Consider the following 11,741-nt stretch of genomic DNA (forward strand, 5'->3'; position numbering starts at 1 on the left):
GGGGAAAAAAAAAAAAAAAAAAAAAGAAGAAAAAAAAAAAGGAAAAGGAAGGGGAAAGTGGGGAGGAGGGGGGTTTTCTCCCCCCCGGGGGAGCCCCCACCCCTCTGCGTGTAGAACCTAAAACTCTAACTGTCGCTCTCGATTCACCGCCACAGTAGACAAACGCGTGACTTGGTATTCAAGCGCTAGTTCATGCCCTCTGCGGCGATGAGTAGATTGTTGCCTTGATCTTGTAGCATTTTATGAGGATGCCTTGACCTGACAGATGAGGTTGCGATTCGTTGTGGTATCACTCATTTGCTCCATCTGCTGCGAATCCTCAGTTAGTCCACCGACCACCTTACGCGGCACGACTAGTCCAGCTGTTCCACCAGCGTCTTTAGATCGTCGAGAGCTCCCCATACACCGTTCGAACCTACGAAAGGCTCAGCTTTCCTCACCAACGCCCTAATCTCTGATGCCAGTTGGGCGGCAGGCATGTCATAAGCAGCCTGCGCTAGTGCCTCAGCTTCGTCTGCAAGATTTGGCTGTGCTGAAATTAAGACCCCTCCTAACTGTCGAACCCTCGTCCTAGCACTAAGTTTCTCAGCGAGCGGTTGTTTCTTTATCGGCAAAATTGATCAACTTTCTCAGTTCAGCACCGAAGACGGTTCCTGATGCCACGCCAGCTTAGGACAGATGATAGAGGAACTACTCCACTCGAGGCGGAGGCTACCCGCTAAGCCGTGGGTGCCACTGCCGCCTGGACTGCCATCCAGATAATAGGGTTTGCTGCTGGTCTGGGATGCGAGTATAGCTTGCGGATCATCCCCTGGATGCAAGACAGCGAAGACGAGGCATCTAGAACTACGCGCGCATGGCTTTGGGAGTAGACGTGGGAACCGGCCACGCCTGCATCGTGCCGCAGTACTCCTTACGTTCTCGTTTCACCGTTTTTCCCAGAGTGATACAGATCCTTTCCTCTCCTCTGGATCGCATGGACAACAGATGAGAGCATGTCAACATGCTCAGTCGTCTCCTGATTTTTGTGTCGATAGTTGTTGTCGTATGTGCCGTGGTGATGGTGATGCTTGCAGCAAAAAATCCTGAAGGCCTTGCCAGTGCGCTGGGAATTTGGGGCTTCGTGCTGTCCGTGGTCGGGATTGTTTTAGGCGTAGCGGGCCTTCAAACAGCGAAACCCACGAGCGACCCGGTGCCGGGGGTACAGGTGATTCACGCACAGCAAGGGGATGCTTTCGGGGTTCAGAACGGAACTATGAACGTGGACCGGCGGTCAAGCCCCGAAGCGAAGCTGAGCGATAACTGATGACGAGGACCCCTCTCTTCAATCGGAGCGCCCCTGCAACCTTGGAGGAACCCGCGGATGACACCAGTGGCCTCCAGACGGTGCACGGGGGTGCCGGTGATGTGTTCGCTGTTAAAAACGGCGACCTCTACGCCTGGACGTATCGAGGCGATCCGCAATATCGGTTGCGGCCAGCTGGCACGGGACCAGCGGAGCTATCAGAAACTACAGCTCGCAGGTTTCCGAGCCGCCTGCTGGCTGCCCGTTACGAAATAGTCAATTTCATTGGCCGCAAGAACGAGCTTGAGGAATTGAGGAATTGGGCGTCGGAACCGGCCGGAACCGCGGTGAGAGTCGTCCGCGCTATGGGCGGGCAGGGAAAGACACGGCTCGCAGCTCGATTAGCCTTCGACATGGCCCAGTCTGGGTGGGCGGTGGTGGAAGCCCACCACCGCGAGGCCCCCCGTCTGGGAGGCACCATGACTGCCGCAGATACCGCTACATCTCGAGACAGCGCCGGACTGCTGGTGCTTATCGACTATGCGGACCGCTGGCCCATCGCGGACTTGCTCGCCATACTGGACGCACATATCAATCTCCCTGGCCCGGTCCGGGTCCTGCTGGTGGCACGGGGAGTTCAGGGCTGGTGGAAATCAGTGGAAGGCGCACTACTTGACGCGGGGATTGACGAGGTCGACGAAGTCAAGCTGCCACCTTTAGCCGACGGACTGGCCCGTGAAGGATTGGACGCCCACCACGCATTTAACGCGGCAGTGACAGCATTTTCCCCGTACCTTGGTCTGACCGATCCATCCTCCGTATTAATCCCTGAGTACGCATCAGCACTTGGCGGGGAGCATGCGTTGACCCTATACATGGCGGCCTTGGTCGCAGTTGATGCAACAGCCCGTGGATCGGAATTACCATCTGACCGTGCGGCGCTGTCAACCTACTTGCTGGATCGGGAGCTGAAAGGGTGGGAGCAGCTCGCGAGCTCGGGCAAGATTACCTCCACGCCGCAGCAGATAAGACATGCCAGCATGGTAGCGGCACTCACCCAAGCCGTGCCCTACTCCGAGGGCATACAGGTAGTCCAGGCCACCGGAATCGCAACATCTGACTCTGAAGCGGATCAGCTATTGCGGGATCATAAGGTTGCCTATCCCACAATGAGGCCGGAGATGGTGCTCGACGCGATGGCTCCTGACCGCTTGGCCGAAGATTACATTGCGCTCACCATTCCTGGAAGTGAACCAGAATCCGATTTCGCTGACCCATGGGCCGTTTCTGCTTTGAGCCGCTTGCTCCTGTCAAACCAATTTTTGCAGCCCAACCGCCCCTCTTCCATGCCCACATACCTCCGGCCCGCAGTTATAGGGTTGGTGGAAGCAGCATCACGTTGGCCCCATCTACTTCCTCAGGCATTGCGTCCGATCCTTGACCAGAACCCAGCTCTAGTGCTTGCCGGCGGTGGCGCGACCACGGCCCGTCTTGCTTCATTGGCTGACGGCGATAACGATCTCCTTAATCTCATCGCTGGACAGCTTCCTCCAGGAATGAACCTCGACTTCGATGAAGCTGCCGTCGTCGTTTCAGAGCGTCGGATGGCGCTTGTCCCGAACGCGAGCACGAACACCGCCGAACACGCCAAGCTACTAGCGGAGCTGGGCTACAGGTACCACAACGTGGGCCGACGTCAGGACGCACTGGCCCCTACCCAGGAAGCCGCCGACACTCTTCGGATGCTGGCCGACCCCGAGACCGGACGCCCCGCCGCCTACCTCCCCGACCTCGCGATGTCACTGAACAACCTCGGTGCCCTATTGGCGGACCTAGGCCGGCACCAAGACGCACTGGCCCCTACCCAGGAAGCCGCCGACATTCTTCGGATGCTGGCCGACCCCGAGACCGGACACCCCGCCGCCTACCTCCCCGACCTTGCGATGTCACTGAACAACCTCGGTGCCCTATTGGCGGATTTGGGCCGGCACCAAGACGCGCTGGCTCCAACCGAGAAGGCCACCGATAACTACCGGATGCTGTCCGATCCTGCGACCGGAAACCCGGCCGCCTACCTCCCGTATTTTGCGGGATCGCTGAATAACATTGGGATTCGCTTGGCGCAATTGGGCCGGCACCAAGACGCGCTGGCTCCAACCCAGAAGGCCACCGAGACCTACCGGATGCTGTCCGATCCTACGACCGGAAACCCGGCCGCCTACCTCCCCGACCTCGCAATGTCACTGAACAACCTCGGTAATCGGCTGGCGGACCTGGGCCGACACCACGACGCACTGGCTCCCACCCAGGAAGCCGCCGACATCTATCGAACCCTGGCCGACCCCGAAACCGGGAACCCCGCCGCCTACCTCCCGAACCTCGCAGGATCATTGAACAACTTTGGGATTCGCCTAGCGCAATTGGGGCGGCACCGAGACGCCCTGGCCCCCACCCAGGAAGCCGCCAACGTTCGTCGCGTTTTGGCTAACCCCGAGACCGGAAACCCCGCCGCCTACCTTCGGGACTTCGCCGGATCGCTGAACAACCTCGGTAACCGGCTGGCGCAATTGGGCCGGCACCAGGATGCATTGGCCCCCACCCAGGAAGCCATCAACACTTTTCGGACTTTGGCCAACCCCGAGACCGGAAACCCCGCATACCTCCCCAACCTCGCAATGTCACTGAACAACCTCGGTAACCGGCTGGCGCAATTGGGCCGGCACCAGGATGCATTCGCCCCCACTCAGGAAGCCATCAACACTTTTCGGACGCTGGCCAACCCCGAGACCGGAAACCCCGCATACCTCCCCAACCTCGCAACATCACTAGGGACCATGGCAGAGATCTGCCGTTTGAGTCGAAGGCACGTGGAGGCTGGACTCTCCGCTGCACATGAATCTGTGAAACTTCACGAGACGCTAGCAGCCGCAGGTGACGAAGCCTCACGGCAGCGATTAGGGTCAATACGCGAAATCAGAGAATCTTTACTTAGCGGGGGCAAAGATGATTATCGGAGTGTTCGTTGACTAGGCACGAAACGGATCACCGATGTGCCGCGTAGAGTCACTCGTTTAGGGTGCAACAAATTCACAATAAGTTAAGACCGATGGCGGCAATCCCAACATTTATTGAGAAAATTGCCCTAATTTACTACCGGCAAGAACAGAAACTGAATGATTTAGCATAATCGAAGTGATAATGGCCATGTATTGCCGTCAAGAATGGTAATCAGTACATGTTGAACCTTCTAGGCGACCCTCCGTTCGGTTACGTCCGCGTCATCCATTGTTGCCAACAAGTGCCGCCGTTGATTGCCCGCAATTTTCCTACTCGGCCTTTGGCAACATAATACGAGATGGTCCATCTGGTGGGCCAGTTCAGCGAGCTCGCTGAACTGGCAAGCTAAGTTTCGGGACTGCGCGGATGCCAGTGCGGGTCATTTATGCTGTCGGCGGTCACGGCAAGACGCAATTAGCGGCGCAGATTGCGCGTACTCTGGCGGCATCGGGTTGGGCAGTTGTAGAGGCTTTCCACACCCTGTGCGACGTGCGGGCCAATTTCAAACCGCACGCCGTCACGCTCGATTCCGTACCTCATAACGGGGTCGGAAGCGAGCACCTTCGCCTGCAAAGTCAGGAGCCGACGGGTGCGCTTAGAGTGTCGGCCATCTCCCACCACAGCCGGTTCACCTCGACGTACCGGTCTGTGGGGTCGAGCGGCTTCGCCCACGGCTTGTCGATGATGTAGTGAATGTTCTTCACCGACGCCGGATCCCACACCGACGGGTGCTGGTGCTGCAGGGTCTTCAGCGCGTTGTAGACGTAGGGCAACGGCTGCCAGCGGTCGCGGTAGAACTCGTTGAGGAAGTCCTGTTCGGCGAACGGGTAGTGCGACAAATCCTCCACGCCTGCCAGCCGCCCCACCATCTCGGCGAGGACGGCCTCGTCGGGCGACAGCACGAGGAAGCCGCCGTTCAGGTAGTTGTCCGTCGCATCCGGTTCAGTGACGTGGTCCCCGCCCCGGCAGTGCGTGTAGAAGCAGGTCTCGGGCCGCCAGCTCGGCGGATAGCTCGCAATCCGGTTGGGGTTGCACCGGCAGGCGTGGCAGGCGGCGATGGCGCCGTCGGCCAGGTCCAGCGAGAACAGCTCGTCCATGTTGCGGGTCACCAGCATGTCGGCGTCCAGGAAGACGACGCGCTCGAACTCGGTGAGGCCCCAGACTGCCAGCTTGGTCCACACCTCCGCGAACCGGGAGTTGGCGTAGCTGTCCGCCGATCCCCCGGCCGGCCGCAACGGTGCGACCTCGCGCAGGAGGCATCCGTCGTCCTGCAGGACGCGCCGGGCCTGCTCGTCGATCCCCTCGGTCACCATGACGACGAGGGGGGCGGTGCTGCCGGAGGCCGCCAGCGAGGCCCGCAGCGTCCGGACCCCGATCAGGTAGTCGGGTTGAGTCAGCAAGGTCACCCAGGCGTTCATCGGTGGTGCTCCTGTCGTAGTAGCGGGGTCGGGTCAGTCGAGGAGCGCATCGGTGAAGGCATTGGCGAAGCGGTGCTCCGGGTCCAGCGTCTCGCGCACCCGGCGGAAGGCTTCCCACTGGGGGTAGAGCGCCGGCCAGTCGTAGAGGGACTCGTCGAAGTACTTGCCCCAGTGGGGCCGGCCGCCCTCCTCGGCCAGGGCCCGCTCCACGGCCCGGAGGAAGCTGTCGCCCTCCTCGGACAGCGAACCGTCGGCCGCGTAGTAGACCACGAAGCCGAAGTAGCAGGTGTCCTGGCCGTTCGACGGGCTCAGCCATCCCTCGGACGCGCCGGTGCAGCGCAGGATCACCGGGTAGTGCATGCGGGGGCGGGTCTCCGCGTGCCAGTCCTTGATCTTCCTGATGACCGCTCCGGCCTGCGCGAGCGGGATGCCGATCTCCACGTTGATTTGGGGGGTCGCGATCCCCTTGCAGAACACCTGGTAGATGTCACCCGTGACGTCGGTGAAGTCCCGGAAGCGCGACACCGTGCGGAGCGACTTGCCGTTGTCGGCGACGCCCTTGCTGTCGTCGCGGAGGTGCTGCAGCGTTGCCTCGATCGTGCTGTTCATGGACGTATCGGTCGTCGCGTACTCCACGAGCTGACTGCCGCCGGCCCGGTACCGCGACACCTCGTCGTCGGACGCCTCGTTGGCGGTCCAGACCTGGACCTGGTTCTCCTGGGGGAACCACCACGCCTTGACCAGGATGTTCTCCCGGTTCCAGGTCTCCAGGTCCGTCTCGAGTGTGCCCGCGTCGACGGCCTTCTTCACGCAGGTGTAGATCATCGACTCCCGTGCACGCAGTGTCACGGCGGTGATCACGCCCAGTGAACCGAGACCGAGCTGGACGGCGGGGAAGTCCGGGTGGTCATGGTCGAACTCCGCGACCGTGCCGTCGGCCAGCACCATGCGGATCGCCAGCGCGGCGCCGGCGATCGAGCTCTGCTGCAGGCCTTGGCCGTGGGTTCCGGTGGACAGCGCACCGGCCAGCGTCTGCTCGGCGATCACTCCGGGAGAGGCGTCCAGCATCTGCCCCCGCGCGGTGAGGAACGCGTACACCTCGGCCAGGGAGGTCGAGCCGGCGAAGGTCGCGGTGTCCTCGGTGCTGGAGATCAGGCCGCTCAGCCTGCTCAGGTCCAGGAGCGTGCCGGCCCCGTCCGCGACCTCGATCATCCTGCCGGGCGACATCCGGCTCCCGATCATCCGGACCCGGCCGTCGCTGGTGGACAGGAAGTCGCATAGCTCCGCCTCGGTGGCCGGCGCGACGACCGAGCCGGGCAGGCCCAGCCGGGAGTTCCTGGCCCAGTTGCGGAGCCGGATGTCCTCGCCGGTGAGCTCCGGCTCCTGGTGGGGGTAGGTGAGCTGTGTGATGGCCATGACGAGTCTCCTGTAGAAGTTCGGTTCTGCCTTCGAAGCCGCCCCAACGGGCGCGACTGATCCATCGGGCACGGGTGTTTCCGGCCACCGTGGATGAATTTCTCAGTTCTGTAGAAGTCCTGCTGACACCATAGCCCTGCCTCGTCAGGGGGATGTTTACACTGACAGAATGACTGTCGTCTGCGTGCCCGACTCGAATGCCCGTGATTTCCTCGGAGCCCTGCCCGACGAGGTCGAGGTGATCGTCTGGGACGGCGAGGGCGAGAAGCCCGAGCGCCTGGCGGAGACCGTCTTCTGGGTGCCGCAGGTCGAGGAGTCCACCAACCTCCCCGGGAAGTTCGCCGCCATGCCGAAGCTCGAGGTCACTCAGCTGACGAGTGCCGGCGTGGAGGACATTCTCGAGCACGTCCCGGACGGTGTGACTCTGTGCAGCGCCCGTGGCGTACACGGTCCGGCCGTCGCCGAACTGGTCCTGGCCGTCGTCCTGGCCACGCTGCGCCGGCTGCCCCACTTCGGTGAAGCGCAGCGACAGGGCCGGTGGGACCCGATGGAGGCCGACGACCTGCGCGACAAGCGCGTGCTGATCATCGGCGCCGGCGACCTCGGAGAGCAGACCGCGCGCCGCCTGCGGAGCTTCGATGCCGTTCCCGTGCTCGTGGCGCACACGGCACGTGACGGCATCCACGCCACCTCGGAGCTGCCGGGCCTGCTGCCCGAGGCCGACGTGGTGGTGCTGACCGTTCCGCTCACGGAGGCCACGACAGGTCTCGTCGACGCGGAGTTCCTGTCCCGGATGCCCGACGGCGCCCTGCTGGTCAACGTGGCGCGCGGCAAGGTCGTGGACACCTCGGCACTGCTCGCGGAACTGACGTCCGGGCGGCTGCGCGCCGCCTTGGACGTGATGGAGCCGGAGCCCCTGCCTGCTGACCACCCGCTGTGGAACGCACCGAACCTGATCATCACCCCGCACGCCGCCGGCTCCATCGCGCAGTCCGGCCCGCGAGCCTTCGCGCTGGTCAACGCGCAGGTGCGCCGCTACGTGGCCGGCGAGGACCTCGTCAACGTCGTGAAGGGTGCCCACTGAATCCTCACGCATACGCTGTGAAGTTCGGGCCGAGGGTGTCGAGCCAGGCGGCCGGATGCACGGCCACGGCGTCTGCGCCCGGCCTGGCCCGCGCGGCCGCGACCGCCTCCTCCAGTGCCGCTCCGGTCCGGGCGAACGGGTAGCGGTCGAGCACCCAGCGGCGGTTCGCTGCGCGGACCGGCGCCAGGGCGTCGAGGTCCTGGATCAGGGACGCCACCTGGTCACGGATCAGCAGCGGTCGCTGGTCCGGGACCCGCCACGCGCCGGGTGCCTCGAACAGCTCGTGCCCGCCGCCGCCGTCGTACCCGACAACCAGGCAGCCCGACGCCAGTGCCTCGGCGACCGGTAGACCGTAGCTCTCGGTGTGCCCGAGGGCGACGAAGACCGCCGAGCCTGCCAGGGTGGCGGCCACCTCCGCCCTCGGGGCATGGACCAGTTCCACCAGCTCCACCCCCGAGAGCCGTGGCTCGCCGGCCAGCAGCCGCTTCAGCAGCGAGGCCTCCCGCGGCCGCTTCCTGGGGAACCAGCTCACCCGGAGCTGCCCGGCGGCGCCGGGGGCGAACAGCTCGCCGTCGACCGGGTTGGGCACCACGCTCACCGGCAGGCCGGGCAGCGCGGCGGACAGCACGTCGCGGCTCTCCTCGGACACCACCCAGATCGCGGGCGCCGGTGACCACCCGGGGAAGTCCTCACCGGGAGCACCGGCAGCGAAGGTGTAGAAGTGGTTCTGGTTGAAGATGACCTTGCGCGCTCCGGGTGCCGGATCGCGGCCCTGGACGGTCGGCGTCTCCGGCAGCACCAGGAGGTCGTCGGCGCCGATCGCAGTCGTGGCGCCGAACAGCATCGGCACGTCGTCGGCGATCCAGTCGGTGCGGTCGTCCGCGTCGGGCAGCCACAACCAGGCCTCGTGGCCGCGCTCGCGCAGCAACCGGACGTGCTGGGTCATCACGTGCACGCCGCCGCTGTGGTGGCGCGTCGCGAAACCGGCGTAGACAATCCGCCCCGGAGACCGTCCGGGAGTGCTCACCATGCCGGAGCCGTCAGGTACCAGGACGCGCCGCTCCCGGTGTTGTGGGCGGGGAACGAGTCCGGGCCGAGCCCGACGTCCGCCCGCCACCCGTCGCCCCACTTGGCGTCCAGTCCGTGGAGGATCTCCGCCCGGTTGCCCTCGGAGCTCTGACCGGTCCGATTCATCGTCTGCCGCCGCAGGTGTGAGACGTAGGCGCCCTCCGTGACCACGCACCGCAGGCCGGCCGCCCGCGCGCGGATCGCCAGGTCGATGTCCGCGCCGTAGCCGTGCCGCGGGAAGGTGACCTCGTCCAGGCCCCCCAGTTCGACGACGGAGGGCACGGCGAGCGCTATCGCGGTGCCGTCACAGAAGTCGACGTCGCGCAGCACGTCGCGCGGGACGTATTCCGCGGCGGTACCCGGGATCGCGGAGGCCCGCTGGTGGAGCCAGAAATCGTCGTAGCAGGCCGCCGCGAGCGCGATGTCGTCCGCTGTGGAGAAGGGCGCGAGCAGTCCGTCGAGGAACCCGGGTGACAGCCGGATGTCGTTGTTCAGCACCACGCAGACCGCATGGCCATCGCGCAACGCCGTCTGCAGGGCCCAGTTGGCGGCGCCGATCCACCGCAGGTTGCGCCCCGGGCGGTGGACCTCGATGTTCCCCTCGGGGAGCACGTAGTCACCGGCGTTGTCGACCACCACGATGCGCAGGGCCGGGTCGAGGTCGCTTCCGTCGCGGACCAGATCACGCACCACCGCATCGGTCAGCTCCGGCGAACCGAAGGCGGGGATGACCACCAGTGCCGACGCGGCGGTCGTCGAGGGGGTCATTGCCCGACGCGGGCGGCGCGGCCCCCGCGGTGGCCGTTCAGCGTGATGATCAACATCGGTTCCCGTCGGGTCAGGTGGACGTGTGCCACGGCAGAAGACTACGGAGTAGTTCTGCCAGGCCCGGCGGAAGGATGGCTCTTTCTTGTGTGATGTGCCCCACGCGGCCTGAGGTAACCACATCGTGTCCGTTCTAGTTGCACGCACTCCTCCGTCCGCACAGAGAGAACGTTCGCCGTGGCAGCGGATCGCTTCCGAAGTCCCAAGTACCTCTGTTCGACGGCATGAACCGCATCCGTGGCGGACCCATTCTGATCCCGGGGCAAGTGGAACATGGTCATTGCCGGGCCGCCGCGCTCGCGGCGGGATGGGACTACGTCTGGCGGACCGCGCAGAAGAAGTAGCTGCTCCCACACGCCTAGGATCGAGACCATGACAAGCGACGAAGACCTCGACCCACCCGTGCCCAGCTACCTCGAGGGCATCGAGCTCAAGAGGGTCCACGACGGCAAGGTCATCAAGGAGCACGACGACGATTCGTCACCCTCGGACGGCCCAGGCAAGTAGCTCTTCGACCATCACATCCTGACGACTTATCGGCTTCCAAGGATTACCGCATCCAATAGGGTCTTTGAAAGCGCGATTTAGTACCAGCCTCCCCAACGAGCAGGGTGACCCTTATGTCAGACAACGAATCGATGATCGAACCGATGCCGAAGTGGCACGAGTTCATGCGGCCAGTGCTTAGGGTTCTCTCTGACGGTAGAACAAGAACTAGACGCGAACTGATCGCCGACGTGCTCGATCAGGAAGCCATTCCGGAGGATCAGCGCGCCATCCTCCTCGCCTCGGGGCAGCCGAGCGCCGAGAATCGGATCGGGTGGGCGATGTCCGACCTGACACGAGCTACCGCGGTGGCCAAACCTGAGCGCGGACGCTTCATCATCACCGATGTCGGCCGGCAGCTACTCGCTGCCAACGGAGGAAACATCACGAAGGAAACACTTCGAGCAATACCTGCGTACAACGACTATGAGCCAAGGCGTCAGAATGTCGCAACAAACAACGCGGTTCAAAGGCGGACTGATGAGGAATCCGAACTCGATCCGACTGAGCAGATCGAGAGCGGTATCGAGCTTCTGAGAGCGGATGTCGCGACCGATTTGCTGAAGCGCCTCCAGGATCGTCACCCGGACTTCTTCGAGGAGGCTGTCGTGAAGCTGCTCCTCGCAATGGGCTACGGCGGCGCGGAGAACCGTGGCCGACGAATTGGGGGAACAGGTGACGGTGGCGTTGACGGAGTCATAGATCAGGACGCGCTCGGTCTCGATCAGATATACATTCAGGCCAAGCGTTACGCGGCGGAGTCAACGGTTGGGCGCGAAGCCATCCAATCATTCGTTGGCGCACTCGCAGGGCGTGGGGCGACTCGGGGAGTGTTCATCACGACAAGCCGATTCTCAACCCAAGCCCTCGACTATGCCCGAGCCATTCCGACGCGCATCATTTTGATCGACGGCAAGCAACTCACCGATCTAATGATCCGTCATTCCGTCGGTGTGCAGGTAGCTAAGACATACACCGTCGTCGAGGTTGACGAGGACTTCTTCGAGTAGCGGTGGCATTCTAAGCCCAGCCACAGGAATCG

9 protein-coding genes are annotated in these 11,741 nt (G+C 63.4%); 5 read left to right on the plus strand and 4 right to left on the minus strand.

All coding sequences use genetic code 11. The features are described 5' to 3' along the window. The first annotated feature begins 1,003 nt into the window (after positions 1–1,003). Both ACX80J_RS14725 and ACX80J_RS14730 read left to right on the plus strand, forming a co-directional pair. Positions 1,004–1,306, plus strand: a complete 303-nt coding sequence (locus ACX80J_RS14725) for a hypothetical protein (protein WP_459348282.1) — start codon at positions 1,004–1,006, stop codon at positions 1,304–1,306. Positions 1,307–1,764: 458 nt separating this feature from the next. Next, a complete protein-coding gene (locus ACX80J_RS14730) occupies positions 1,765–4,311 on the plus strand; it encodes a tetratricopeptide repeat protein (RefSeq protein ID WP_459348283.1) in 2,547 nt (848 codons plus the stop codon). Between the two features lie 606 nt (positions 4,312–4,917). Here ACX80J_RS14730 and ACX80J_RS14735 read toward each other — a convergent pair. Both ACX80J_RS14735 and ACX80J_RS14740 read right to left on the minus strand, forming a co-directional pair. Continuing rightward, a complete protein-coding gene (locus ACX80J_RS14735; protein WP_459348284.1) occupies positions 4,918–5,760 on the minus strand; it encodes a glycosyltransferase family 8 protein in 843 nt (280 codons plus the stop codon). A gap of 33 nt (positions 5,761–5,793) precedes the next feature. After that, complete coding sequence (locus tag ACX80J_RS14740; RefSeq protein ID WP_459348285.1) at positions 5,794–7,176, minus strand: D-arabinono-1,4-lactone oxidase; 1,383 nt, start codon at positions 7,174–7,176, stop codon at positions 5,794–5,796. Positions 7,177–7,345: 169 nt separating this feature from the next. Here ACX80J_RS14740 and ACX80J_RS14745 point away from each other — a divergent pair, with 169 nt between their 5' ends. Beyond that, complete coding sequence (locus ACX80J_RS14745) at positions 7,346–8,260, plus strand: 2-hydroxyacid dehydrogenase (protein WP_459348286.1); 915 nt, start codon at positions 7,346–7,348, stop codon at positions 8,258–8,260. 4 nt (positions 8,261–8,264) lie between these two features. Here ACX80J_RS14745 and ACX80J_RS14750 read toward each other — a convergent pair whose 3' ends face one another. Both ACX80J_RS14750 and ACX80J_RS14755 read right to left on the minus strand, forming a co-directional pair. Then, the gene (locus ACX80J_RS14750) at positions 8,265–9,290 is read right to left on the minus strand and encodes a glycosyltransferase (protein WP_459348287.1); all 1,026 of its coding nucleotides are present in this window, start codon (positions 9,288–9,290) and stop codon (positions 8,265–8,267) included. After that, the gene (locus ACX80J_RS14755) at positions 9,284–10,096 is read right to left on the minus strand and encodes a glycosyltransferase family protein (RefSeq protein ID WP_459348288.1); all 813 of its coding nucleotides are present in this window, start codon (positions 10,094–10,096) and stop codon (positions 9,284–9,286) included. The genes ACX80J_RS14750 and ACX80J_RS14755 overlap by 7 nt, the downstream gene beginning before the upstream one ends. 429 nt (positions 10,097–10,525) lie before the next feature. Between ACX80J_RS14755 and ACX80J_RS14760 the strand changes: the two genes are divergently transcribed. Together ACX80J_RS14760 and ACX80J_RS14765 are read left to right on the plus strand one after the other, a co-directional pair. Beyond that, positions 10,526–10,660, plus strand: coding sequence for a hypothetical protein (locus tag ACX80J_RS14760; protein ID WP_459348289.1), 135 nt, complete (start codon positions 10,526–10,528; stop codon positions 10,658–10,660). Positions 10,661–10,773: 113 nt separating this feature from the next. After that, positions 10,774–11,709 carry a restriction endonuclease gene (locus tag ACX80J_RS14765; protein WP_459348290.1) on the plus strand — a complete coding sequence of 312 codons (936 nt, stop codon included), beginning with the start codon at positions 10,774–10,776 and terminating at the stop codon, positions 11,707–11,709. Positions 11,710–11,741 lie beyond the last annotated feature (32 nt).

It is taken from the genome of Arthrobacter rhamnosi (assembly GCF_054510975.1).

What these genes read in the sequence shown, in the direction of transcription:
- ACX80J_RS14765 (WP_459348290.1), top strand. Translation starts at nt 10,774, where the DNA reads ATGTCAGACAACGAATCGATGATCGAACCGATGCCGAAGTGGCACGAG.
- ACX80J_RS14750 (WP_459348287.1), bottom strand. Translation starts at nt 9,290, where the DNA reads ATGGTGAGCACTCCCGGACGGTCTCCGGGGCGGATTGTCTACGCCGGT.
- ACX80J_RS14755 (WP_459348288.1), bottom strand. Translation starts at nt 10,096, where the DNA reads ATGACCCCCTCGACGACCGCCGCGTCGGCACTGGTGGTCATCCCCGCC.
- ACX80J_RS14725 (WP_459348282.1), top strand. Translation starts at nt 1,004, where the DNA reads ATGCTCAGTCGTCTCCTGATTTTTGTGTCGATAGTTGTTGTCGTATGT.
- ACX80J_RS14740 (WP_459348285.1), bottom strand. Translation starts at nt 7,176, where the DNA reads ATGGCCATCACACAGCTCACCTACCCCCACCAGGAGCCGGAGCTCACC.
- ACX80J_RS14735 (WP_459348284.1), bottom strand. Translation starts at nt 5,760, where the DNA reads ATGAACGCCTGGGTGACCTTGCTGACTCAACCCGACTACCTGATCGGG.
- ACX80J_RS14745 (WP_459348286.1), top strand. Translation starts at nt 7,346, where the DNA reads ATGACTGTCGTCTGCGTGCCCGACTCGAATGCCCGTGATTTCCTCGGA.
- ACX80J_RS14760 (WP_459348289.1), top strand. Translation starts at nt 10,526, where the DNA reads ATGACAAGCGACGAAGACCTCGACCCACCCGTGCCCAGCTACCTCGAG.
- ACX80J_RS14730 (WP_459348283.1), top strand. Translation starts at nt 1,765, where the DNA reads ATGACTGCCGCAGATACCGCTACATCTCGAGACAGCGCCGGACTGCTG.